The organism is Streptomyces sp. DSM 120436, assembly GCF_055778765.1.
In genome coordinates this window covers 154970-180842 of the sequence record NZ_JBSKBS010000001.1, presented here as the reverse complement: position 1 = coordinate 180842, position 25873 = coordinate 154970, and the positions used below count along the sequence as shown (strand labels likewise).

Genomic DNA, 25873 nt, shown 5'->3' with positions numbered 1-25873 from the left:
ACATTTGTCGTGCCTCGGAGGGTCTGGGAGCTTTGCCCCGGACCGTTTTTGGCATATGCACGGCGTTCGGGGGAACGGATGCCCCCGTTGGCCCGTCTCCACAGGCAGGGCGACGCGCCGTCTGATGACAATGGCGAAGACCCTCGCACAGTGTGCGCGGCGGCACGTCTACCATGGACGCCATCGCGTCACCGCACCCACCTCGCCGACCTGAAAAGCCCTCAAAAGCTCGTGGGAAGGCCAGACGAATCCTGATGGGGAACTCAATGTCGTTCATCGGCCGTGACATGGCTGTCGACCTCGGGACCGCCAACACGCTGGTGTACGTCAGGGGTCGCGGAATCGTACTCAACGAGCCGTCCGTCGTCGCGATCAACACCAACACCGGTGGCATCCTCGCGGTCGGTGCCGAAGCGAAGAAGATGATCGGGCGCACGCCGGGCAACATCGTCGCCGTGCGTCCCCTGAAGGACGGCGTCATCGCCGACTTCGAGATCACCGAGCGGATGCTCCGCTACTTCATCCTGAAGATCCACAAGCGGCGGTATCTGGCTCGCCCGCGGGTCGTCGTCTGCGTGCCCTCCGGCATCACGGGCGTCGAGCGCCGCGCCGTCATCGAGGCGTCGTCCCAGGCCGGCGCCCGGCAGGTGCACATCATCGAGGAGCCCATGGCGGCCGCCATCGGCTCCGGCCTGCCGGTCCACGAGGCCACCGGCAACATGGTGGTGGACATCGGCGGCGGCACGACGGAGGTCGCGGTCATCTCCCTCGGCGGCATCGTCACCGCCCAGTCCATCCGGGTCGCGGGCGACGAACTGGACAACGCCATCATCCAGCACATCAAGAAGGAGTACTCGCTCCTGCTGGGTGAGCGGTCGGCGGAACAGATCAAGATCACGATCGGCTCGGCGTACGACCTCGACACCGACGAGCACACCGAGGTCCGCGGCCGGGACCTCGTCTCCGGGCTGCCGAAGACCGTGGTGATCTCCGCCGCCGAAGTGCGCAAGGCGATCGAGGAACCGGTCAACGCCATCGTGGACGCGGTCAAGACCACCCTCGACAAGTGCCCGCCCGAGCTGTCCGGCGACATCATGGACCGGGGCATCGTGCTGACCGGCGGCGGCGCCCTGCTGCGCGGGCTCGACGAGCGGCTGCGCCGGGAGACCGGCATGCCGATCCACATCGCCGAGGACCCCCTGGACAGCGTGGCGCTCGGCTCCGGCAAGTGCGTCGAGGAGTTCGAGGCCCTCCAGCAGGTGCTGGACGCCCAGCCCCGCAGATGACACACCGCCACGACTCCGCCGTACGGGACCTCGCCTCCCGTACGGCGGAGCGCTGGTATCGAGGGGCGGAACGGGCGGTGACGCCCCGAAGGCCCCGCACCACAACCTGAACAGACCCCACCTCATACCCGTTCTCGACGAGGAAGGCACGGCCGCCGCACGTGAGGGACACGAAAGAGAGCCGGCTGCTCCTGGTGCTGCTGATCGCCATCGCGTTCGCGCTGATCACGGTGGACATCCGCGGCGGGGAGGACTCACCGGTCGACGGTGCCCGGCAGGCAGCGGCGTCGGTCTTCGGCCCGATCGAGAACGGCGTGTCCAGCGCGGTCGACCCGATCGGCAACGCGGTCACCGCCGTCCGCGAGTCCGGCGACCGCCACGACCGGCTCGCCCGGCTGGAGCGGGAGAACGCGGCGCTCAAGGCCGAACTCGGCAGCGACGACCGCAGCCGCAGCCGCCTCAAGCAGCTCGACAAGCTGCTCGGCGTCGCCGGCAAGGGCCAGTACGGCATCAAGGGCGCCCAGGTCATCGCCATAGGAGCGGCCCAGGGCTTCTCCTGGACCATCACCATCGACGCCGGCGCCGACGACGGCATCGAGCGCGACATGACCGTCCTCAACGGCGACGGCCTGGTCGGCCGCGTCACCACCGTCGGCCCGAGCACCGCCACCGTGCTGCTCGCCAGCGACCCCGACTTCACCGTCGGCACCCGCATGGAGTCCACCGACGAACTCGGCTTCGCCTCCGGCCAGGGCGACCGCCCGCTGCGCGTCGAACTGCTCAACGGCAAGGCCGAGATCAAGAAGGGCGACCGGCTGGTCACCTTCGGCTCGCAGGCCGACAAGCCGTTCGTGCCCGGCGTCCCGGTCGGCGTCGTCTCCCGCGTCGACCCCTCCGGCGGCGACCTGACCCGCACCCTGTACGTCACGCCGTTCGTCAACTTCAGCAAGCTCGACGTGGTCGGCGTCGTCGTCCAGGCGCCGAAGAAGGACCCGCGCGACACGGTGCTGCCCAGGAAGCCCGAGCCGACCCCCACGCCGACCGTGACCGTGACGGTCACGCCCTCGGCGCCCGCCGACGGTCCCGACCAGCCAGAGCAGTAGGAGCTGTCACCCCATGCGCGTCAACCGGATCCTGCTCTCCAGCTCGCTGATCGTCGTCGCCCTCGTCGTCCAGGTGAGCGTCCTCGCCCGCCTCCACCTCCCGGGCGCCGTCCCCGACCTGCTGCTGCTCGTCGTCCTCGGACTCGCCCTGGTCTACGGGCACGTCGGCGGCGCCCTGGTCGGCTTCGCCGCCGGCCTCCTCGCCGACCTCGCGCCGCCCGCCGACCACGCGGCCGGGCGCTACGCCCTCGTGCTGTGCGTCATCGGCTACCTCGCCGGACTCGTCAAACCCGAGAGCGGGCAGGTGAGGACGGCGGCCGGACCGATGCTCGTGGTGGTCGCCGCCGCCGTCGGCTCCACCCTGCTCTACGCCGGCGTCGGCGCCCTCGTCGGGGACACCGCGGCCCGCCATGTCGGCCTCGGCGGCCTGCTGTTCACCGCCGCCCTGTACGACCTGCTGCTCGCCCCCTTCGTGGTGCCCGGGGTGATGGCACTGGCCCGGCGCGCCGAGAACGACCCCCTCGCCGAGACGAACTCCCCCAAGGCCGGGGACCTCTCCTCGGGCTGGCTCTCCGGCGGCACCGGCCTGCGCATCGGCGGCCAGCGCAACGGCCTGCGGGTCAAGGCGGCCCGCGCCCGCTCGGCCCGCGCCGGACGCATCAAGGGGGTCAAGCGCCTGTGACCTCCCGAAACTTCACCGGTACGAGTGAACGCGGCGGGAACGCGTGTCCACCGGCCGGTCGTTCACCACTCGTCAGCTCACATCCGCACGCGCTCTGAGAGGGGAGGAAGCCGCGTGACCAACATCCCCGAGACCGGCCGCAGCCCACGGGTCCAGATCCGGCTCGTCGTCATCCAGGTCCTCGTCATCTCCCTGCTCGGCACCCTCGGCGGGCGCCTGTGGTACCTCCAGATCCGTGAGGGCGACCAGTACGCCAAGGAGGCCTCCGGCAACCACGTGCAGCAGGTCGTCCAGCCCGCCGTGCGCGGCTCCATCCTGGACGCCCGCGGCGTGGCCCTCGCGGACAACGAGACGCGGCTGGTCGTCTCCGCCTCCCGCACCGAGCTCATGAAGATGAAGGACGACGGCAAGGCGGTCCTCACCAAACTCGCCGGCGTCCTCGGCATGAAGCCCCGGGACGTCATGATGAAGGTCCGGCTGTGCAACGCCGAGACCCCCCAGCCCTGCTGGAACGGCTCGCCGTACCAGCCGATCCCCATCACCGACGAGGCCACGCCCAAGCAGGCCCTGCAGATCCGGGAGCGCGCCGAGGACTTCCCCGGCATCACCGCCGAGCCGCAGGCGCTGCGCCGCTACCCGAGCCCCGGCAAGGCCAACACCGCCCAGGTCCTCGGCTACCTCTCACCCGTCACCGACGAGGAGATCCAGCAGGCCCAGGACACCGACTCGCCCTACCTGCGCTCCGACATGGTCGGCCGCTCCGGCCTGGAGCGGCAGTACGACAGGCAGCTGCGCGGCAAGGCCGGCGTCACCCGCTACGAGGTCGACAAGCTCGGCCGCGTCCTCGGCCAGGCCCAGTCCGACCCGGCCGAGCCCGGCGCCAACCTCGTCACCAGCATCGACTCCCGCGTGCAGCGCATCGCCGAGTACGAGCTCAACGAGGCGATGAAGGAGGCCCGCAAGCAGCACGACCGCAACACCAACCGGAACTACGAGGCCGACTCCGGCGCCGTCGTCGTCATGGAGGCCAAGACCGGCCGCGTCGTCGCCATGGCCTCCAACCCGACCTACGACCCCAACTCCTGGGTCGGCGGCATCTCCGCCAAGGACTACGCCGAACTCACCGGCGAGAAGTCCAACTACCCGCTGCTGAACCGCGCCATCCAGGGCCTGTCGGCGCCCGGCTCCATCTTCAAGGTGATCCCGACGGCCGCCGCCATCAAGGCCGGCTACTCCTTCGAGGGCCCCTACAACTGCTCCAGCTCGTACTCCATCGGCGGCCAGGTCTTCAAGAACTTCGAATCGCAGAACCACGGTGCGATCAGCCTGGGCCGGGCGCTCGAGGTCTCCTGCGACACCGTCTTCTACGCCCTCTCCCACGAGGAGTGGAAGCGCGACGGCGGCAACAAGCCGAAGAAGAACGCCGACGACTGGTTCTACAAGGTCGCCCACCAGTTCGGCCTCGGCAAGGAGACCGGCATCGACCTGCCCAACGAGGTCACCGGCCGCGTCCCCGACCGCCAGTGGAAGGCCGACTACTGGAAGGCCAACAAGGACGCCTGGTGCAAGTACGGCAAGAAGGGCGGCAGCTACGCCGAGCAGATCGCCTACGAGAACTGCCTCGAAGGCAACCGGCTGCGCGCCGGTGACTCGGTGAACTACTCCATCGGACAGGGCGACACGCTCGTCACCCCGATCCAGATGGCCGCCATCTACGCGGCCCTCTCCAACGGCGGCACCCTGTACACCCCCACCGTCGGCAAGGCCGTCGTCAGCCCCGACGGCAAGACCGTCACGGAGATCAGGCCCAAGGCGTACGGCAAGCTGCCGACCTCGAAGAAGACGCTCGAGCAGATAGACGAAGCCCTCGAGGGAGTCGCCACCCGCGGTACGGCCGCGTGGCGGTTCGAGGGCTGGCCGCAGGACGAGATCCCGATGCACGCCAAGACCGGTACGGCCGAGGTGTACGGCAAGCAGACCACCTCGTGGTTCGCCACCTACACCGAGGACTACGCGATCGTCATGACGATCGCGCAGGGCGGCACCGGATCCGGCGCCTCGGGCCCCGCCGTGCGCAACATCTACAACGCCCTCTACGGCGTGTCCGAGGACGGCGAGATCGACGACGAGAAGGCGCTGCTGCCCAAGCCGCAGAAGACCCTGCCCAAGGTCCGCACGGACGGCACGATCACCTCGCCGAAGATCGCCAAGGACTTCGCCGAGGAGTTCCGGGGCACCCCGTCGCCGGACGCCGAGGCCACGACCCCGCAGCAGGACGAAGACCCGGCCGACCCGCAGCAGGCCGGCACGGTCCCGTCGCCCGAGAACACCAACCGCGACACCCGCCGCGGACGACGGCGGGGCGGCGGCCCCGGCCGCGGCGGGGGACACCCGCGCGGCCGCGCCCCCCGGCCGCGCGCGGCACGCCCGGAGAGGACGGCGTCATGACCGGCGGCGTCAACAGCTTCCAGGTCTCCGGGTACGGACCCGAGCGGGCCGGCTGGACACGGGTGTTCGCCCGCGACGGCCTGGCCCGCCGACTGGACTGGCCGATACTGCTCTCGGCGCTCGCCCTGTCCCTGCTCGGCTCCCTGCTGGTCTACTCGGCCACCCGCAACCGCACCGAGCTGAACCAGGGCGACCCGTACTACTTCCTGGTCCGGCACTGGCTGAACACCGGCATCGGCGTCGCCCTGATGATCGGCGCCATCTGGCTCGGCCACCGCGGGCTGCGCACAGCCGTACCGCTGCTGTACGGCGCCTCGGTGTTCCTCATCCTGCTGGTGCTCACCCCGCTGGGCTCCACGATCAACGGCGCCCACTCCTGGATCAAGCTGCCCGGAGGCTTCTCCCTCCAGCCCTCGGAGTTCGTGAAGATCACGATCATCCTCGGCATGGCCATGCTGCTGGCAGCCCGCGTCGACGCGGGCGACAAGCCCTACCCCGACCACCGCACGGTGCTCCAGGCGCTCGGCCTCGCCGTCGTGCCGATGCTGATCGTGATGCTCATGCCCGACCTCGGGTCGGTCATGGTGATGGTCGTCATCGTGCTCGGCGTGCTGCTCGCCTCCGGGGCCTCCAACCGGTGGATCTTCGGCCTGATCGGCGCGGGCGCGGCCGGCGCGATCACCGTCTGGCAGCTCGGCGTCCTCGACGAGTACCAGATCAACCGCTTCGCCGCCTTCGCCAACCCGGAACTCGACCCGGCCGGCGTCGGCTACAACACCAACCAGGCCCGCATCGCCATCGGCTCCGGCGGACTGACCGGCTCCGGCCTCTTCCAGGGCTCGCAGACCACCGGCCAGTTCGTGCCCGAGCAGCAGACCGACTTCGTCTTCACGGTCGCCGGCGAGGAACTGGGCTTCGTCGGCGGCGCACTGATCATCGCCCTGCTCGGGGTCATCCTCTGGCGCGCCTGCCGCATCGCCCGCGACACCACCGACCTGTACGGGACGATCGTCGCCGCGGGCATCGTCGCCTGGTTCGCCTTCCAGAGCTTCGAGAACATCGGCATGACCCTGGGCATCATGCCGGTCACCGGCCTGCCCCTGCCCTTCGTGTCGTACGGCGGTTCCTCGATGTTCGCGGTATGGCTGGCCGTGGGCCTGTTGCAGTCGATCCGGATGCAACGCCCCATGTCCGCCTGACCCCCGCCTCCGACCGGCCCCACCGGCCCCGCCCGCCCCCGCGCGTCACCGGCGCGGAGCGGCCCACTGCCGCTCCGCGCCCACGGCGACTAGATTCGGTGCATGGCGGACACCACACGCGAGATCGAGCGCAAGTACGAGGCCCACGACGCCGCTCTGCCCGACCTGACCCGCGTCCCCGGCGTCGCGTCCGTGCGGGAGCGGGGCGTCACCCACCTCGACGCCACCTACCACGACACCGCCGACCAGCGCCTCGCCGCGTCCTCCATCACCCTGCGCCGCCGCACCGGAGGCTCCGACGCCGGCTGGCACCTCAAGTTCCCCGTCGCCCCCGGCGTGCGCGACGAGATCCGCGCCCCCCTCTCCGACACCCTCCCGGACGAACTCGCCGCCCTCGTCCGCTCCCGCGTCCGCGACCGGGAACTGCGACCCGTGGTCCGCCTGCGCTCCGACCGCGACGTCCGGCACCTCCTCGACGACCAGGGCCGACTGCTCGCCGAGGTCAGCGTCGACACCGTGCACGCCGAACGCCTCACCGACGCGGGCGGCACCGCGCGGTGGACCGAGATCGAGGTGGAATTCGCCGACGACGGCGACCCGGACATCCTCGACAAGGTGGAGAAACGCCTGAGGAAAGCAGGCGTACGGCCGTCGGCGTCGTCCTCGAAACTGGCCCGCGCCCTCGCCGAGACCGCGCCGGACACCAAAACCGCCAAAACCGCCGGAGGCGACGGCACGGCCGCCGCGGACGCCGCCGGCACGCCTCCCGCCACGGCCCCCGAAGCCGCCCCCCGGCACAAGCACCGCCCCCGCCCGCACGGCACCCCCGTCACCGCCGGCGACCACGTCCTCGCCTACGTCCGCGCCCAGCGCGACGCCCTCGTCGAACTGGACCCCGCCGTGCGGCAGGACGTCCCCGACGCCGTGCACCGCATGCGGGTCGCCACCCGCCGGCTGCGCAGCACCTTCCGCAGCTTCCGCCCCGTCCTCGACCGCGCCGCCACCGACCCGGTCGCCGCCGACCTGAAATGGCTGGCCGCCCAGCTCGGCGCGGACCGCGACCAGGAGGTCCTCGCCGAACGGCTCACCCAGGCCCTCTCCCGGCTGCCCGACGACCAGATCACCGGCCCGGTCGCCGACCGCCTCGCCGCCTGGGCCGAGGCCCGCCACGAGGGAGCCCACCACCAGCTCCTCGCCGTCCTCGACTCCCGCCGCCACCTCACCCTGCTCGACACCCTGGACGCCCTGCTCGCCGACCCGCCCCTGCGCAAGAAGGCCGGCGCCGGCCCGGACAAGGTCCTCGCCAAGGCCGTACGCAAGGACTTCGCCAAGCTGGCCGGGCTCGTCGAGCACGCCCTGGACCTGGCGCCCGGCCCGGAACGCGACACCGCGCTGCACGAGGCGCGCAAGAAGACCAAGCGCACCCGCTACGCCGCCGAGGCCGCCGCCCCCGCGCTGGGCGAGCCCGCCGAGCAGGCGGTCAGGGACATGAAGTCGCTGCAGAGCCTGCTCGGCGACCACCAGGACAGCGTCATGGCCCGCCGCACCCTGCGCGAGCTGGCCGCCGTGGCGCACGCGGCGGGGGAGAGCGACTTCACCTACGGCGTCCTGCACGCCGGTGAGGCGCACCGCGCCCGCAGCGACGAGGAGGCGCTTCCCGAGGCGTGGAGCTCGATCAGCCGGACGTTCCCGTTCTGAGCGCCGTACGGCAGACCCCTTCGGGCGGGTTAGGCTGGATGGTCACCCGCCCCTGAGGCACCGGCCCGGGGGACCCGCAGTCACCACACGAAGGTTCGCGAGATGCCTGCCGAAGCCGCCGAGTCTGTGTTCCCGCAGCTCGAAGCTCTGCTCCCGCATGTGCAGAAGCCGATCCAGTACGTCGGCGGAGAGCTCAACTCCACGGTCAAGGACTGGGACGCCTGCGACGTCCGCTGGGCACTCATGTACCCCGACGCGTACGAGGTCGGACTGCCCAACCAGGGCGTCATGATCCTCTACGAGGTCCTCAACGAACAGGACGGCGTCCTGGCCGAGCGCACCTACAGCGTCTGGCCGGACCTCGAGGCGCTGATGCGCGAGCACCGTGTGCCGCAGTTCACCGTCGACAGCCACCGCCCGGTGCGGGCCTTCGACGTGTTCGGCCTGAGCTTCTCCACGGAGCTGGGCTACACCAACATGCTCGCCGCGCTGGACCTGGCCGGCATCCCGCTGGAGGCCCGGGACCGCACGGAGGACGACCCGATCGTCATGGCCGGCGGTCACGCGGCCTTCAACCCGGAGCCGATCGCCGACTTCATCGACTGCGCGGTCATCGGCGACGGCGAGCAGGCCGTGCTCGAGGTCACGCGGATCATCCGCGCCTGGAAGGAGGAGGGCCGCCCCGGTGGCCGCGAGGAACTCCTCCTGCGCCTGGCCAAGACCGGCGGGGTCTACGTCCCCGGCTTCTACGACGTCGAGTACCTCCCCGACGGCCGTATCGCCCGTGTCGTGCCGAACCGCTCCGGCGTGCCGTGGCGCGTGTCCAAGCACACGGTCATGGACCTCGACGAGTGGCCCTACCCGAAGCAGCCCCTCGTGCCGCTCGCCGAGACGGTCCACGAGCGCATGTCGGTGGAGATCTTCCGTGGCTGCACCCGCGGCTGCCGCTTCTGCCAGGCCGGCATGATCACACGCCCGGTGCGCGAGCGGTCCATCACCGGCATCGGCGAGATGGTCGACAAGGGCCTGAAGGCGACCGGCTTCGAAGAGGTCGGCCTGCTGTCCCTCTCCTCCGCCGACCACTCGGAGATCGGCGACATCGCCCAGGGCCTCGCGGACCGCTACGAGGAAGACAAGATCGGTCTCTCGCTGCCCTCGACCCGCGTCGACGCCTTCAACATCGACCTGGCGAACGAGCTGACCCGCAACGGCCGCCGGTCCGGTCTCACCTTCGCGCCCGAGGGCGGCTCGGAACGCATCCGCAAGGTCATCAACAAGATGGTCTCGGAGGAGGACCTGATCCGCACCGTCGCCACGGCCTACGGCAACGGCTGGCGCCAGGTGAAGCTGTACTTCATGTGCGGCCTGCCCACCGAGACCGACGACGACGTGCTGCAGATCGCCGACATGGCCACGCGCGTCATCCAGAAGGGCCGCGAGGTCTCCGGCTCCAACGACATCCGCTGCACGGTGTCCATCGGCGGCTTCGTGCCCAAGCCGCACACGCCGTTCCAGTGGGCCCCGCAGCTGTCCGCCGCGGAGACCGACGAGCGCCTGGCCAAGCTGCGCGACAAGATCCGCGGCGACAAGAAGTACGGCCGCTCCATCGGCTTCCGCTACCACGACGGCAAGCCCGGCATCGTCGAGGGCCTGCTCTCCCGCGGCGACCGCCGCATCGGCGCGGTCATCCGCGCGGTCTACGACGACGGCGGCCGCTTCGACGGCTGGCGCGAGCACTTCTCCTACGACCGCTGGATGCAGTGCGCGGAGAAGGCGCTGGCCCCGTACGGGGTGGACGTCGACTGGTACACCACCCGCGAGCGCACCTACGAGGAGGTCTTGCCCTGGGACCACCTCGACTCGGGCCTGGACAAGGACTGGCTCTGGGAGGACTGGCAGGACGCCCTCGACGAGACCGAGGTCGAGGACTGCCGCTGGACCCCGTGCTTCGACTGCGGCGTCTGTCCGCAGATGGACACGAGCATCCAGATCGGCCCGACGGGCAAGAAGCTCCTGCCCCTGACGGTCAAGAACGCGGGCCCGGTGCCGAGCGGTCACGCGCACTGAGCGCGGCCCGGACGGCCGGGCGGCGACACGCGAACACGAGAGACGGAGCAGCGGCCTCTTCGGCGGGGGGCCGCTGCTCCGTCTTCGTGTGGGGGCGTGCCGTCACGGGACCTGGCGGCCGTCGTACGGGCGGACGCGGTGGCGGGGGCTGACCGTGCGGCGGGGTGGGCGGGTGAGGGTGATCTGGCGGACCAGCTGCTGGAAGCAGGCCAGGGCGGCGACGCCCGGGAGGGCCGCGGCCGCCGTGTCGATGACGGTGCGGGGCGCCTGGGCCACGCACAGCAGGACCGCGACGGAGGAGAAGAGCAGGACGACGAACCAGGAGTGCAGGGCGCGTCGTTGGTGCAGGGCCGCGCGGAGGACGGAGAGGGAGCCGGCCAGCCAGGGGCCGTACACCAGGATGGGCCACCAGGACGAGGAGTCGCCGCTGCTGTGCGCCGTGGTGACGAGGAGCAGGGGTTCGTAGGTGACCACGCCGCTGAAGACGCTCACCATCGACACGGTGACGGCCGCTATGGCGGCGGTGGCGTAGCTGGCGACGCGCAGGGCGTTGGGGCGTGGTCGTGGGGGCTTGCGGTGGCCTCGGGGTGCGGAGGGCAGGGGCGGCAGTCCGGCCGTGATCTCCTGCAGGTTGTCCAGGGGGCTGCCGGCCGGGGGAGCGGTGACCGGGGTCTCCTCCCGCGGCGGCGGCACGGTGGGGGCGTACTCCTCGCCGCGGGCCTCCTGGAGGAGGTAGGCCAGTTCCTCGGCCGGGTCCCAGGGGGGCACGGCGGGTTCGACGGGTTCCGCGTAGACGGCTCCGGCCCGGTGCCGGCCGGTTCCCGCTTCGTTGAACGGGTCCGGTGCTTCGGCGCTGTACCAGAGCGGGTCGTAGCGTTCATCATTCATGTCAGGACTGATTCATCGGGCCGGTGAGCGCGCTCAACAGCGGGCGTGTGCAGTGCAGTTGGAGCGGACCTGACCTGCTTGCCTTCATACAGCGACTAACGGCGGCACATTCACTTGGGTGCGCGGCGAATGGGTGAACACCCGTCGGGACGATAGGTTTGTCCAAGGCTCCGAATTTCCTTTCTTCGATGGGCTTTTCAGCATATGAAGCGCCCGGAATCGGAGCGTGCGGCCGTTCGTGGCGCTGTGGCGGTGGATGCTCACTCCGGTCGGGCGCGCCGTCCGCGACGCGGCGCTGGGGCCCTTCGCGAGGGCGCGCCGAGCGTGGAACGCGTCACAGGCGAAACCCTCCGTCTCGCTCGTGTGGCTGTGCGTCAGGTCCGGCGGGGCGTCCGGCGGGCCCTCCTCGGTGATCTCGAAACACCAGGTGAACGGGGTGATCGAGAGGCGGAAGGAACTGCCGGGGCATCAGACGGGTGCGATGGCCGGATTCTGTTGATCAAGCGATGACCAGGTGTTTTGTCTCTACTGGGTTTGTTCTTGAATGCCTTCTGCATGTGGATGTCGCCTTCGCGGAGGTCGCAAGGAGGGGCGCACCGCACATGCAAGGCACCGTGGACGGATTCAGCCGCGGTCTGGTCACCCCTGTCGCGGCCTATCTCGTCGCCTGCCTCGGCGGCGCCGTCGGCCTGCGCTGCACCACCAGGTCACTGTGCGAAGGCGGCCAGTCGTGGAAGCCGGGGTGGCTCGCGCTCGGCGCCGCCTCCATCGGCTACGGCATCTGGACCATGCACTTCATCGGGATGCTCGGCTTCTCCGTGGCCGGGACGTCCGTCCGCTACGGCATCCCGCTCACGCTGATCAGCCTCGCGGTCGCCGTCGTCGCCGTCGCCGTCTTCGTCGTCGGCTACCGCGGGACCGGCCGGGCGACGCTGCTCACCGCCGGTGTCGTCACCGGACTCGGCGTCGCGGGCATGCGCTACGTCGGCATGGTCGGCATGTGGATGGGAGGCGCCCCGCAGTACGACGCGCCGCTGGTCGTCCTGTCGGTGATCATCGCGATCGTGGCTGCCACCGCCGCGCTCTGGGCGGCCGTGTCCGTCCGCGGCTTCAAGGCCAGCATGGGCGCCGGCCTGCTCATGGGCCTCGCGGTGACCGGCATGCACTACACCGGCATGGCCTCCATGGGCGTCCACCTCCACGGCGAGGGCGGCGGCTCCGGCACCCCCATGCTGTCGGTCATGCTGCCGATGCTGTTCGGCCCCCTCGTCTTCCTCCTCCTCGCCACGGCCGTCGTCATGTTCGACCTGCTGCTCATCGGGGGCGGCGAACCCGCCGTGGTAAGCCCCGCCGCCCGGCGCGACAGCACCCCGGCCGCCGTCCCCGCCGTCCCCACCCAGCGTGACGCCGTCCCCGGCTCCGCCGGGGCCTTCCCCTCCGGCCAGGGCGACGGGCGGCCCGCCGCGGACACCGTCGGCTTCCCCGTGGGCGGACCGGCCGGAGCCCTTCACGCCACGGCCGCCTCCGGGACGCACGCCTTCCTCGACGCCCCCGCCGACCCGCACGGGGCATGCCCGGGGCCTCCTGGGGTACCGGAGCGCAGGGAGACCGTCCCGCCGGCTGGTGACCGCCGCCGTACGGCGGCGGTCACGAGGACGGGCCACCGGGGAACCGGGGCGCCTGCTTGCACGTACCCTGAAAGGGACCGCGGCCCTGGTGCCCGACCGGCGCAGCCGGGGCCGTCGTCGTACGGCCGTACCCTGGAAGGGGAGGCGCCTCCCGCGCCCCCTTGCGACAAGGAGAAGATCCACTGGGCAAGCGACAGCCCGAAGGCCCGCCGCCCGCACCCGCGGTGCAGCGCATCCGACTGCGCTACACCAAGCGCGGCCGCCTCCGGTTCACCAGCCACCGTGACTTCCAGCGTGCCTTCGAGCGCGCGCTGCGCCGCGCCGAGGTGCCCATGGCGTACTCGGCCGGTTTCACGCCGCACCCGAAGGTGTCGTACGCCAATGCCGCACCCACCGGCACCGGCAGCGAGGCCGAGTACCTGGAGATCGCGCTCACCGAGCCGCGGGACCCCGAACGGCTGAGGGCCCTGCTCGACGAGTCGCTGCCCGCCGGGCTCGACGTCGTCGACGCGGTCGAGGCCCGTACCTCCGGGCTCGCCGACCGGCTCACGGCCTCCGTCTGGGAGCTGCGGCTGGACGGTGTCGCCCCCGAGGACGCCCGCCGCGCGGTGGACGCCTTCGAGGCGGCCGAGACCGTCGAGGTCCAGCGCCGCACCAAGAACGGCATCCGTACCTTCGACGCCCGTTCCGCGGTCGTCGCCCTCGAAACCGTCGAGGAAGGCGCCGGGACGGACCCCTCGCCGGCTGATAGGCCGACCGACCGGCCCTGTGCGATACTGCGGCTGGTTGTTCGGCACGTGACGCCTGCCGTACGACCCGACGACGTCCTGTCCGGTCTCCGCGCCGTGGCCGACCTGGCGCCGCCGGTCCCCGTAGCGGTGACCAGGCTGGCGCAGGGGCTGTTCGATGAAGAGACCGGCACGGTGACCGACCCGCTCGCGCCCGACCGCGAGGCAGCAGCGACCGAGCCGCACACGGCCGCCGCCACTGCCGCCGCGACGGTGCCGGCGTAAGGAAGGTCCCGCGTAGGGACGGACGTCGTAAGCGCCGCCCTCGAACTCGGGAGCCACCTGGGTCGGGCAGCGCACCGACCAGAAGACTTTCGCCAGGCCGTACGCATTCGGCGTACGGAACCGGCGAGACAGGACACAGAGAGCTTCCGAGCGGCGCCCGCGCCCCGGACGGCGGCCACCGCGCACCACGCGGGCCGCGGACGTCACCGGCATCGCCGGACCAGGCGCGGCGCCCGGGAGCCTGACGGGAGAAACGCCCGCATGCTCGAACCGACCGAGCCCACCGAGGGCTCCGAACCGAAGACCCCCAGCGACACCCTGCCGCCCCGCCGGCGACGCAGGGCCGCGTCCCGGCCGGCGGGCCCGCCCGTCGCCGACGGCGGCGCCGCGGAGACCGTCACGCCGGCCATACCGGCCGCCGAGGCGCCCGCCGAGGCGGCGAGGACGCCCGAGCCCGCCGAGGGCGCGACCGACACCCAGCAGGAGACCGGGGCCCCCGCGCCCCGGCGTCGCCGTGTGGTTCGCCGCGCGGCCGCGCCCGCCGGTGCGCCGGCGTCCGCGGAGGCCGCCGAGACCGTCGTACCGGCGGTGCCGACCGCGTCCGAGTCGGCCGCGGAAGAGACCGCTCCGGCCGCCGACGCGACGGAGGACGCCGCTCCGCGCCGTCCTCGGCGTCGTGCCACGCGCAGTGTGACCTCTCCGGCGCCGACCGCGAAGACGCCGGCCGCCGAGGAGACTGCCGCGGCCGCCGCCCCTGAGACCCCGGCCGCCCCGGCCGCCGATGCGACGGAGGAGGCCGCTCCGCGCCGTACTCGTCGTCGTGCCACGCGCAGTGTGACTTCTCCGGTGGCCGAGGCTTCCGTGGAGACTGCCGCGGAGGGGGCTGTTCCGGCTGTCGAGCCCGTGGAGGAGCCGGCCGCCGATGCGACGGAGGAGGCCGCTCCGCGCCGTCCTCGTCGTCGTGCCACGCGCAGTGTGACTTCTCCGGTGGCCGAGGCTTCCGTGGAGACTGCCGCGGAGGGGGCTGTTCCGGCTGTCGAGCCCGTGGAGGAGCCGGCCGCCGACGTGACGGAGGAGGCCGCTCCGCGCCGTACCCGTCGTCGTGCCACGCGGCGTGCGTCCGCGCCCGCCGAGGCGGCCGAGGCCGTCGCCGGGCAGAGCGACGACGAGACCGAGCAGGCCGCCCCGACCGCCGAGGAGGCCCCGGTGAGCGAGAACGACAAGCAGGACGACACTCCCGCCGAGGAGGCTGCCCCGCGCCGCCGCCGCCGCGTCGTCCGCAAGGCCGCCGCCGGCTTCGCCGAGCCCGCGCGCCCCGCCCGCACCGCCGAGGACGAGGACAAGGAGGGCGCCCCGCGCCGTCCCGCGCGCCCCGCCGTCGCCGTGTTCCAGCCGCCGGTGTTCACCGAGCCGCGCTTCCAGACCCCGGAGCGGGCCGCCGCCGAGGCCGCCGCCGGACTCGCCGGGGCCACGGAGCCGGAGGAGGAGACCGAGGAGCTCCCGGAGGAGCAGCCCGCCGCCTCGCGCCGTCGCCGTCGCCGCAGGGGCGCGTCCGACGAGCCCGAGGCCGCCGCCCCGGCCGCCGTCGAGGAGACCCCCGAGGCCGACGCCGAGGACGCCACGGAGCCGGCCGGGGACCACGCGGACACCGACGAGGGCGACGACCACGACGACACCGACGAGGGCGACGACCACGAGTCGTCCGGTTCGCGCCGCCGCCGTCGCCGGGGCGGCCGTCGCCGCCGGCGCGGTGAGTCCGCCGACGCCGAGACGGGCGAGCAGCGGGACGACGACACCGACGGTGCCGAGCCGAGCGCCGCCGAGCAGGCCGCCCAGGACGCCGAGGACACCGCCGAGCAGACCGAGGAGGACGCCGAGGAGCGCGAGGACAACGGCGGCTCCAGCAGCAGCCGGCGCCGGCGCCGGCGTCGTCGCCGCGCCGGGGACAGCGGCGGGGAGGCCGAGCCGTCCGCCGACGACCCCGAGCGCACCGTCGTCAAGGTCCGCGAGCCGCGTGCGAAGGCCGAGCCGTCCGACGAGGTGCAGTCCATCAAGGGCTCCACCCGCCTGGAGGCCAAGAAGCAGCGCCGCCGCGAGGGCCGCGAGCAGGGCCGCCGACGTGTGCCGATCATCACCGAGGCCGAGTTCCTGGCCCGCCGCGAGGCCGTCGAGCGCGTCATGGTGGTCCGCCAGCACGGCGACCGCACGCAGATCGGCGTCATGGAGGACGGCGTGCTCGTCGAGCACTACGTCAACAAGGAGCAGGCCACCTCGTACGTCGGCAACGTCTACCTCGGCAAGGTGCAGAACGTCCTGCCGTCGATGGAGGCCGCCTTCATCGACATCGGCAAGGGCCGCAACGCCGTCCTGTACGCCGGCGAGGTCAACTTCGACGCGCTCGGCATGTCGGGCGGCCCGCGCCGCATCGAGTCCGCGCTGAAGTCCGGCCAGCCGGTGCTGGTCCAGGTCACCAAGGACCCGATCGGCCACAAGGGCGCCCGCCTCACCAGCCAGGTCTCCCTCCCGGGCCGCTACCTCGTGTACGTGCCCGAGGGCTCGATGACCGGCATCAGCCGCAAGCTGCCCGACACCGAGCGGGCCCGGCTGAAGACCATCCTCAAGAAGATCGTCCCCGAGGACGCGGGCGTCATCGTGCGCACCGCCGCCGAGGGCGCCAGCGAGGACGAGCTGCGCCGTGACGTCGAGCGGCTCCAGGCGCAGTGGGAGGAGATCAAGAAGAAGTCCAAGAACGGCGGCACCGCCCCGACGCTGCTGTACGGCGAGCCGGACATGACCGTCCGCGTCGTCCGGGACATCTTCAACGAGGACTTCTCCAAGGTCATCGTCAGCGGTGACGAGGCCTGGCAGACCATCCACGGGTACGTCTCCCACGTCGCGCCCGACCTGGCCGACCGCCTGCAGCGGTGGACCAGCGAGGTCGACGTCTTCGCCACGTACCGGATCGACGAGCAGCTCGCCAAGGCGCTGGACCGCAAGGTCTGGCTGCCCAGCGGCGGTTCGCTGGTGATCGACCGCACCGAGGCGATGGTCGTCATCGACGTCAACACCGGCAAGTTCACCGGTCAGGGCGGCAACCTCGAGGAGACGGTCACCAGGAACAACCTGGAGGCGGCCGAGGAGATCGTGCGCCAGCTCCGGCTGCGCGACCTCGGCGGCATCATCGTCATCGACTTCATCGACATGGTGCTGGAGTCCAACCGGGACCTGGTGCTGCGCCGCCTGCTGGAGTGCCTGGGCCGGGACCGTACGAAGCACCAGGTCGCCGAGGTGACCTCGCTGGGCCTGGTCCAGATGACCCGCAAGCGGGTCGGGCAGGGCCTGCTGGAGTCGTTCTCCGAGACCTGCGTCCACTGCAACGGCCGCGGTGTGATCGTCCACCTCGACCAGCCGTCCTCCTCCGGCGGCGGCAAGCGCCGCAAGAAGGCCCGGGCCGGCGCGGCGGACCAGCCGCACGAGCACGAGGCCGCCGTCGTGGAGACGGCCGAGCAGGAGGCCGAGGCGGAGGCGGAGACGCCGGCCGAGGTCGCCGCCGAGGTGGCCGAGCCGGCCGCGCTGCCCGCGCCCGAGTTCACTCCGGACGAGGAGCTGTACAGCAGCGCCGCCGAGGCGGAGGCCGCGGCCTCCCGCGGCCGTACGCGCCGCCGGGGAAGCCGTCGGGCGTCCGCGCCCGCGGGCTCGCCGCAGCGCGAGAGCGCCAGGGGCGGCCGCAGGCAGGCAGTGGCCGAGGAGCGCGGGGAGGAGACGTCCGCCGCCGAGGAGACGCAGGCTCCCACGGCGCAGGACGTGACGGCCGCCGAGGCGGCGGAGCGTCCCGTGCAGCCGGAGTCGGCCGCCGAGGCGCTGGCCGAGCCGGCCGCCGCCGAGGACGCCGTGGTGCCCCAGGCCGCCGAGGAGGCCGCTCCGCAGGGCCGTACCCGCCGCCGGGCCACCCGCAAGGTGTCCGCGCCGGCCGGTTCCCCGGCGGGCGCGGAGGCCGCGGTGGTGACCGTCGCCGAGTCCGCGAGGACGGAGGAGGCGCCGAAGGCCGAGGAGGAGACCCCGGCCGGGGCGGCTGCCGCCCCGGAGCCCGCGCCCGAGGCGCCGGCCCCGGCCCGTCCGCGGCGTCGCGCGGTGCGCAAGCCGAGCATCTCGACCGCGTCCGAGGACACGGCCGTCGTGGTCCTGCCGTCCTCCGCCCCGGCGGAGGAGCGGAAGCCCGCCGGGCCTGAGTCCGACGGGCCCGCCGCCGAGGAGCCGGCCGCCGAAGGCGCCGAGGAGGCCGCTCCGGCCAAGAAGACCGCCGCCAAGAAGTCGGCGGCCAAGAAGGCCACGGCGAAGAAGGCCGCCACGAAGAAGACGACCACGGCCAAGAAGACCGCCGCCAAGAAGACGACGACGGCGAAGAAGACCGCCGCCAAGAAGTCGACGGCGAAGAAGGCCACGGCGAAGAAGACGGCCGCTGCCGAGCAGCAGGCGCCGTCCTCCGTCACGGCCGCGGCCGACGAGAGCTGACCGGACGTCTACGCTGTGTGGTCCTGTCCCCCGTGGGGCAGGACCACACGCTTTGTGTTCCATGAGGAGAAGGACCGCGATGATAGGCCTCGTGCTCGCGGCCGGCGCCGGCCGGCGTCTGCGCCCCTACACCGACACGCTTCCCAAGGCCCTGGTGCCGGTGGGCGCGGAGGGCGACCCGGACGCCGTGACCGTCCTGGACCTGACGCTCGGCAACTTCGCGGAGATCGGGCTGACCGAGGTCGGTGTCGTGGTCGGCTACCGCAAGGAGGCCGTGTACGAGCGGCAGGCGGCGCTGGAGGCGAAGTACGGGCTGAAGCTGACGCTCATCGACAACGACAGGGCGGAGGAGTGGAACAACGCCTACTCGCTGTGGTGCGCGCGGGACGCCCTGGAGGACGGCGTGATCCTCGCGAACGGCGACACGGTGCACCCGGTGTCGGTGGAGCGGACGCTGCTGGACGCACGGGGTGACGGCAAGCAGATCATCCTGGCGCTGGACACGGTGAAGAAGCTCGCCGACGAGGAGATGAAGGTCGTCGTCGACCCGGGTGCGGGGATGACGCGGATCACGAAGCTGATGGACCCGGCGGAGGCGACCGGTGAGTACATCGGCGTGACGCTGATCGAGGGCGAGGCCGCCGGGGCGCTGGCGGACGCGCTGAGGGCGACGTTCGAGCGGGACCCGCAGCTGTACTACGAGGACGGCTACCAGGAGCTGGTGAACCGGGGCTTCCGGATCGACGTGGCGCCGATCGGCGACGTCCCGTGGGTCGAGATCGACAACCACGACGACCTCGCCCGCGGACGGGAGATCGTGGCCGGGTACTGACCGGCGCGGGCCGCGGGGGTCCGGTTTGACCCCCGTGGGCCAGGCCCCGTAACCTTGACCGTCGGCGTGTCCATCGGGACCGCCACATCCCCGTAAACCTCTTCCTCCCGGACGCGGGCCGCGGCCGGGAGAGGTCGCCCGCGTATGTGCGTGGGCGACTGGCCTGCGGGGGTGCCGTTCTTCGAGTGAGAGTGAGATCCGCGTGTACGCCATCGTGCGCAGCGGTGGTCGCCAGCACAAGGTTGCTGTCGGCGACATCGTCGAGGTTGACAAGATTTCCACCGCCAAGGTCGGCGACACGGTCGAGCTCTCGACCCTGCTCGTCGTGGACGGCGACTCCGTGACCAGCGACCCCTGGGTGCTGGCCGGCATCAAGGTCCAGGCCGAGGTCGTGGACCACCACAAGGGCCAGAAGATCGACATTCTGCGCTACAAGAACAAGACCGGCTACCGCCGTCGTCAGGGCCACCGCCAGCAGTACACGGCGATCAAGGTCACTGAGATCCCCGCGGCTGCGAAGTAAGGGACTGAGGAGAGATGGCACACAAGAAGGGCGCATCGTCCACCCGTAACGGTCGTGACTCCAACGCTCAGCGCCTCGGCGTGAAGCGCTTCGGCGGTCAGGTCGTCAACGCGGGCGAGATCCTGGTCCGCCAGCGCGGCACCCACTTCCACCCGGGCGCCGGCGTCGGCCGCGGCGGCGACGACACCCTGTTCGCGCTGCAGGCCGGTTCGGTGCAGTTCGGCACCAGCCGTGGCCGCAAGGTCGTGAACATCGTCCCGGTCGCCTGATCGGACACTTTCGCGAGGCGGACCTCACTTCCCGACGGGAAGCGGGTCCGCCTTTCGCGTGTTACCCAAGAGACAACCCCGTAGTAACTGGAGGCACCCTTCATGACCACCTTCGTGGACCGCGTCGAACTGCACGTCGCCGCGGGTAACGGAGGCCACGGCTGTGCCTCCGTCCATCGCGAGAAGTTCAAGCCGCTCGGCGGACCCGACGGCGGCAACGGCGGACGCGGCGGCGATGTGATCCTCACCGTCGACCAGTCCGTGACCACCCTGCTCGACTACCACCACTCGCCGCACCGCAAGGCCACCAACGGCAAGCCCGGCGAGGGCGGCAACCGCTCCGGCAAGGACGGCCAGGACCTGGTCCTGCCCGTGCCGGACGGCACCGTGGTGCTCGACAGGGCGGGCAACGTCCTCGCCGACCTCGTCGGCCACGGCACCTCCTACGTCGCCGCCCAGGGCGGCCGCGGCGGGCTCGGCAACGCCGCCCTCGCCTCGGCACGGCGCAAGGCCCCCGGGTTCGCGCTGCTCGGCGAGCCGGGCGACCTGCGGGACGTCGTCCTCGAGCTGAAGACCGTCGCCGACGTGGCCCTGGTGGGCTACCCCAGCGCCGGCAAGTCGTCCCTGATCTCCGTGCTCAGCGCCGCCAAGCCGAAGATCGCCGACTACCCGTTCACCACGCTGGTGCCCAACCTCGGTGTGGTCACCGCCGGTTCGACCGTCTACACCATCGCCGACGTCCCCGGCCTGATCCCCGGCGCCAGCCAGGGCAAGGGACTGGGCCTGGAGTTCCTGCGCCACGTGGAGCGGTGCAGCGTGCTGGTGCACGTGCTGGACACCGCCACCCTGGAGTCCGACCGCGACCCCGTCTCCGACCTCGACGTCATCGAGGAGGAGCTGCGGCAGTACGGCGGCCTGGACGGCCGGCCGAGGCTCGTCGTCCTCAACAAGATCGACGTGCCCGACGGCAAGGACCTCGCCGACATGGTCCGCCCGGACCTGGAGGCGCGCGGCTACCGCGTCTTCGAGGTGTCCGCGGTGGCCCACACCGGGCTGCGCGAGCTGTCCTTCGCGCTCGCCGACCTGGTGGCCACGGCGCGCGCCGCCAGGCCGAAGGAGGAGGCGACCCGCATCGTCATCCGTCCCAAGGCGGTCGACGACACCGGCTTCACCGTCACCCGCGAGGAGGCCGACGGCGAGCCGGTGTTCCGGGTGCGCGGTGAGAAGCCCGAACGCTGGGTGCGGCAGACCGACTTCAACAACGACGAGGCCGTCGGCTACCTCGCCGACCGGCTCAACCGCCTCGGCGTCGAGGACGAGCTGATGAAGTCCGGCGCCCGCTCCGGCGACGCCGTGGCCATCGGCCCCGAGGACAACGCCGTGGTCTTCGACTGGGAGCCGTCCGTCACCGCGGGCGCGGAGATGCTCGGCCGCCGCGGCGAGGACCACCGCTTCGAGGCGCCCCGCCCGGCCGCCCAGCGGCGCCGCGACCGCGACGCCGCACGCGACGAGGCGCAGCGGGAGTTCGACGGCTTCGAACCGTTCTGACCCAAGAGCTCCCCGCGCACGAGAAGGGCCCGTTCCGTCGCCGGAACGGGCCCTTCTTCGCGTGGCCGGTGCTCAGGCTCCCGGGGTGCGGTTCAGGTCCGCCCCGAAGAGCCGCAGCAGCCGCTCCTCCACCACCGGGGTCAAGGCCTCGACGTAGGCGTCCGCCAGGTGGCCGTAGTCCCGGTACACCAGGGTGTTGCCCACCACGACCGGGCAGGTGCCGGACGGGGCGCAGACCCAGTCGTAGGGGTCGATGACCGCCACGTCCTCGTCAGCCGCCGCCTCGCGGATCGCCTCGGTGACCGAGGGCTGCGGGTCGGCCTCGGACCGCTCGTTGGCGCACGCGCCGAGGTCGTCCGGGTGGGCGACCGCGCAGTCCACCGCGTTGTCCTTCGGCCAGGGGTTGTCCAGCAGCGTGAGCACCCGGGTGCGGCCCTGCTGGAGCATCCGGTACGTCTCGGCCTGGCCCTCGCCCCACTCGGCGGCGATGTCGCCCTCGCCCCACAGCTTCGCCGAGTTGGAGCTGGAGGTGACGACCAGGTCGGGCTCCATCGCGCGGATCTTCTCGATGGTCACCTCACGCCACTCGTCGCAGGACGCGTACGGGCCGTTGTTGTACGCGATGGTGATCTGGGCCACCTTGCAGGCGTTCTTGGTGAACGAGTAGAGCTTCCAGTCGTGCTCGCGGGCGATCGCGTCGAAGGCCGGGAACCACTGGGCGACGTGCGAGTCGCCGAAGAGCACCACGGTGCGCTCGCCGTCCTCGTCGCCGTACAGACACGGCTGCGTCTGCTTCTCCTCCGCCATGGTCAGCGCGCAGTCGTCGTTGTAGACCGCCGTCCGCTTGTACGCCACGTCGCGCACGCTCGGCGAGAGGTTGGACGGCATCTTCTCCGCCGGGTTCTGCAGCAGCCGGGTCAGCGCGGCCTGCGGGTCCGGCGCCTGGGCGATCGCCTCCTTGGTGTCCTGCTGCGCGCCGCCCGAGGACAGGCTCGGCGGGAACTGCAGGGTGACCAGCGAGACCGCCGCCGCGACCGCCGACAGACCCAGACCCATCGACAGGCCCCGGCCCGCGTGGGCCTTGAACGCCCGGTGGAACCGCATCGGGTCCTCGACCAGGTGCAGCGTCCCCCAGGCCAGCACGAGACCGCTCAGGGCGGCGATCAGCCGCAGCGGGCCCTCGTTCTCACCGAAGCCGAGGGCCGCGGGCACGATGACGATGAGCGGCCAGTGCCACAGGTACCAGGCGTAGGAGACACCGCCGACCCACACGGCGGGCCGCAGCGACAGGATCGCGCCCGCGCCGTAGCGGCCGCCCGCCGCTCCGCCGGCCAGCACGGCGGCCGCGCCGAGGACCGGGACGACGGCGTTGTGGCCGGGGAAGACGGTGCTCTCGTCGAAGGCCACCGCCGCGTAGGCGATGGCGGCCAGGCCGGCCCAGCTGAGGACCGCGGCGACCGGGCGCGGGATGTCGTTCAGCCGGTGCGCCACCAGCGCCAGCAGCGCGCCGACCGCCAGCTCCCAGATGCGGCCCTGCGAGCCGAAGTAGGCCCACGACGGGGACGTCTCGGTGAGGTGCAGGTTGACGGCGAAGGACGCGGCGGCCAGGGCCAGCAGCGGAATCGCCAGCAGGGTCCGGCGCCGGAAGATCTTCAGCGCCACGATCAGCACGACGGGCCAGATCAGGTAGAACTGCTCCTCCACCGCCAGCGACCAGAAGTGCTGGAACGGCGAGGGCGGCACGTCGGTGTTGAAGTAGTCGGTGCCCGAGTCGGCCATCCGGAAGTTGACGACGTACCAGGCGGACGCGATGGCGTCCTTGGCGTAGTCCGCGAACCGCAGCGGGCCCAGGAAGAGCCAGGACCCGGCCAGCGTCGCCAGGACGACCAGCGTGGAGGCGGGCAGCAGGCGCATGGCCCGGCGGGCGTAGAAGCGGCCCAGCGAGATCCGTCCCTCGCGCTTCCACTCGCGGAGCATCAGCGAGGTGATGAGGAAGCCGGAGATGACGAAGAAGACGTCCACGCCGACGAAGCCGCCGGCCAGGGACGACACCCCCGCGTGGGCGACCACCACCAGGGTGACCGCGACCGCGCGCAGGCCCTGGATGTCCAGCCTCAGCCCGGCGCCGCCCGCCGCGGGGGCGGCGTTCCCGCTGGACGGAGGTGCGGGGGAGTCGCCCCGCGCCTGGGGGACGGACGGAGAGCCATCTGCTGAAGGCCGCGGTGGGGACGCGAGATCGCGGGCGGACACTTGGGAGTTCTCCTTGTTCGTGGAGCATGGAGGATCGGCGAGACCTGGGAGGTCTGCGGCACGGTCCGGGGCCAGTCGCCTCCGGGACCTGCTGACGCCGGTGATCGACGCGGAGTCGGATGATCGAGCGTATCCCCGTCCGGCCCGGGGTCCGTCACATCTTCTGCCGCATTGTCATAACAAATGACTCAAGGAGGCCCGGCGGCGGTCTCCCGAACCGGGGCGTCCGCCCGGTCGGCGCACGGCGCCGGGGGCGGCACGCCCGGCCTTCCCCCTGTTCGTGCCGGTGACCGGCCGGAGAAGGGGTCACGTGGAAGTTCCGGCCGGATTCCGTGTCCTTCCCGAGGGCGTCCCTCGCCACGGAGTCCATGACCGCCACGGCCCCGGCGGGCCGCCCCCGCCGACGACCGCGTCGTCGCGCCGCCCGTGACCGCGCACGGCTCTGCGAGGTCGCGCGGTCCGGGGACGCGCCGGGGTCCGCACACTCCCCGTCCGGAGCGTCCGCGCCCGTCCGTTCCGCCGGCCGCCCGGCTCACCCTCAGACCAGCGTGGTCTGCTCCGACGGGCTGGGGGTGATGTCGGACTTCATCTCGGCCTCCAGGCGGTCGTACCGGGCCATCGTGCGCTGGAAGGCACGGGTGGCGAGGAGGAGGCGGTAGACGACGAGCACCTCGAAGGCGAGGAGCAGGGCGCCCGCGGCGACCGTCGGCCAGAAGATCTGGTTGACCAGCGGCGCGACGATGAAGATCGTCATCTGGAACTCGATGCCGCTGAACAGGTGGATGCGGATCCGGTGGCTGATGAGGAAGTCGCGCAGCCGCACGTAGCCGGGGAGACGCGTGATGAACGTCTTCGCCGGGGGCACGACGTGCGCGGGGGCCGGCGTCTGGGCGGAGACGGCGGGCACCTCGCTGCCCGTCGGCTGGGCGGGGACCTTGGCGGTGCCCTTCACCGGCGTGTCGTCGGCCTCGGAGTCCTCGTCGGATCCGCCGTCCTGGGTCGTGGGGTCGATCAGCCCCAGCTCAGCGGCGCGCTCACGCTGACGCCGCCGCATGTTCAGGCGGACCTTCCATATCTCGAGCGCGTCCATGTAGCGGAGCATGTCGAGGAACACCACGGCCACCGCGAGCCATATGTAGGTGACGTCCTCCGTGCGCTGGTACTGCCCGCCCATCAGGGCGACGGCGCAGATCAGCACGCGGACGCGGTCGAAGATGTAGTCGAGCCAGGCGCCGAACGCCGAGCCCTTCCCCGTCAGACGGGCGAGCTTCCCGTCCATGCAGTCCAGGATGAAGCTGACGTGGTAGACGACGGCTCCGGCGATCAGCCACTGCCAGTCACCCTGGGCGAAGCAGGCCGCGGCCCCGATCCCCAGTACCAGGGCGGCCCAGGTGATCTGGTTCGGGGTCACCCGGGTCCACATGGCGGTCCACCGGACCAGGGGGGTGGCGACGGGATCGACCAGGAGAACGGTCCACCAGGCGTCTCGCTGCTTCTCCGTGAGGCGGCGGACTTCGGGGAGTGAAGGTACACGCATGACCGTAAGTCTGCATGCTCGCCCGAACACTGTGCTTCCAAACGCGAGTGTGTGCTACATCACGAAAGTGATCACCGGGTGAACGGGAACGGTCGGTATCTCAAGAGGGAGGGATATGTCCGAAGATTACGCTTACGGAGGGTGTAAGTCCCGGAATTGACGGTCGCAAACACGAACGACGATGGTGTGCGTTCCGCCGGTCGTGGCGGCCGACGTCGTCGAACAGGAATGTGACCGCGTTGCTGTAAACTTCCCCCCTGCGGCTTGACCCTGGAGGGGCCCCGTGCGCTCCGCGTCTGGCGCCGTATGGGGGTGCAGCGCTCGTTGCCGCTGGTCGCCTTGATGCCCCCATCATGTAGGCCACGTCGGGACTCGCCGAAGGGTTTGGGA

Annotated in this window: 16 protein-coding genes and 1 pseudogene; 14 read left to right on the top strand and 3 right to left on the bottom strand. The window is 71.8% G+C overall.

All coding sequences use genetic code 11. The annotated features are described in order from the left end of the window. Positions 1–266 precede the first annotated feature (266 nt). The 7 genes from ACWH4W_RS00775 to ACWH4W_RS00745 all read left to right on the top strand — a co-directional run bounded on the left by ACWH4W_RS00775 (position 267) and on the right by ACWH4W_RS00745 (position 10483). The gene (locus ACWH4W_RS00775) at positions 267–1286 is read left to right on the top strand and encodes a rod shape-determining protein (protein ID WP_290009711.1); all 1020 of its coding nucleotides are present in this window, start codon (positions 267–269) and stop codon (positions 1284–1286) included. A gap of 161 nt (positions 1287–1447) precedes the next feature. Beyond that, positions 1448–2389 (top strand): rod shape-determining protein MreC, encoded by a 942-nt coding sequence (mreC, locus tag ACWH4W_RS00770; RefSeq protein ID WP_473073925.1) that lies wholly within the window; start codon positions 1448–1450, stop codon positions 2387–2389. A gap of 13 nt (positions 2390–2402) precedes the next feature. Next, positions 2403–3071 carry a rod shape-determining protein MreD gene (mreD, locus tag ACWH4W_RS00765; RefSeq protein WP_473073924.1) on the top strand — a complete coding sequence of 223 codons (669 nt, stop codon included), beginning with the start codon at positions 2403–2405 and terminating at the stop codon, positions 3069–3071. 114 nt (positions 3072–3185) lie between these two features. Next, positions 3186–5519: a penicillin-binding protein 2 gene (gene mrdA / locus ACWH4W_RS00760; protein ID WP_473073923.1), complete on the top strand. Its 2334-nt coding sequence runs from the start codon at positions 3186–3188 to the stop codon at positions 5517–5519. Next, positions 5516–6718, top strand: coding sequence for a rod shape-determining protein RodA (gene rodA / locus ACWH4W_RS00755; protein ID WP_473073922.1), 1203 nt, complete (start codon positions 5516–5518; stop codon positions 6716–6718). The genes mrdA and rodA overlap by 4 nt, the downstream gene beginning before the upstream one ends. A 102-nt stretch (positions 6719–6820) precedes the next feature. Continuing rightward, a complete protein-coding gene (locus ACWH4W_RS00750; RefSeq protein ID WP_473073921.1) occupies positions 6821–8416 on the top strand; it encodes a CYTH and CHAD domain-containing protein in 1596 nt (531 codons plus the stop codon). A 102-nt stretch (positions 8417–8518) separates the two neighbouring features. Beyond that, a complete protein-coding gene (locus ACWH4W_RS00745) occupies positions 8519–10483 on the top strand; it encodes a TIGR03960 family B12-binding radical SAM protein (RefSeq protein WP_473073920.1) in 1965 nt (654 codons plus the stop codon). Positions 10484–10585: 102 nt separating this feature from the next. Here the strand turns inward: ACWH4W_RS00745 and ACWH4W_RS00740 are convergent, their stop codons facing one another. Beyond that, positions 10586–11371, bottom strand: a complete 786-nt coding sequence (locus ACWH4W_RS00740; RefSeq protein ID WP_473073919.1) for a hypothetical protein — start codon at positions 11369–11371, stop codon at positions 10586–10588. Positions 11372–11877: 506 nt separating this feature from the next. Between ACWH4W_RS00740 and ACWH4W_RS00735 the strand changes: the two are divergent. The 7 genes and pseudogenes from ACWH4W_RS00735 to obgE all read left to right on the top strand — a co-directional run. After that, positions 11878–12429 (top strand): annotated as a pseudogene (locus tag ACWH4W_RS00735) (MHYT domain-containing protein); the annotation flags it as partial. 794 nt (positions 12430–13223) lie between these two features. Continuing rightward, the gene (locus ACWH4W_RS00730) at positions 13224–14012 is read left to right on the top strand and encodes a TIGR03936 family radical SAM-associated protein (protein ID WP_437077907.1); all 789 of its coding nucleotides are present in this window, start codon (positions 13224–13226) and stop codon (positions 14010–14012) included. A 261-nt stretch (positions 14013–14273) separates the two neighbouring features. Further along, positions 14274–18524 (top strand): Rne/Rng family ribonuclease, encoded by a 4251-nt coding sequence (locus tag ACWH4W_RS00725; RefSeq protein WP_473073918.1) that lies wholly within the window; start codon positions 14274–14276, stop codon positions 18522–18524. A gap of 79 nt (positions 18525–18603) precedes the next feature. Further along, entirely contained in the window at positions 18604–19356 is a 753-nt protein-coding gene (locus ACWH4W_RS00720; protein WP_473073917.1) for a phosphocholine cytidylyltransferase family protein, read from the top strand. 202 nt (positions 19357–19558) lie between these two features. After that, the gene (gene rplU / locus ACWH4W_RS00715; protein ID WP_006132815.1) at positions 19559–19879 is read left to right on the top strand and encodes a 50S ribosomal protein L21; all 321 of its coding nucleotides are present in this window, start codon (positions 19559–19561) and stop codon (positions 19877–19879) included. A 14-nt stretch (positions 19880–19893) separates the two neighbouring features. Then, positions 19894–20148: a 50S ribosomal protein L27 gene (rpmA, locus tag ACWH4W_RS00710; protein WP_006132816.1), complete on the top strand. Its 255-nt coding sequence runs from the start codon at positions 19894–19896 to the stop codon at positions 20146–20148. 102 nt (positions 20149–20250) lie between these two features. Beyond that, positions 20251–21696, top strand: a complete 1446-nt coding sequence (gene obgE, locus ACWH4W_RS00705) for a GTPase ObgE (protein ID WP_473073916.1) — start codon at positions 20251–20253, stop codon at positions 21694–21696. 72 nt (positions 21697–21768) lie between these two features. Here obgE and ACWH4W_RS00700 read toward each other — a convergent pair whose 3' ends face one another. Then, positions 21769–23946: an acyltransferase family protein gene (locus ACWH4W_RS00700; RefSeq protein ID WP_473073915.1), complete on the bottom strand. Its 2178-nt coding sequence runs from the start codon at positions 23944–23946 to the stop codon at positions 21769–21771. A 538-nt stretch (positions 23947–24484) separates the two neighbouring features. Further along, entirely contained in the window at positions 24485–25483 is a 999-nt protein-coding gene (locus tag ACWH4W_RS00695; protein WP_473073914.1) for a CDP-alcohol phosphatidyltransferase family protein, read from the bottom strand. Positions 25484–25873: the final 390 nt, after the last annotated feature.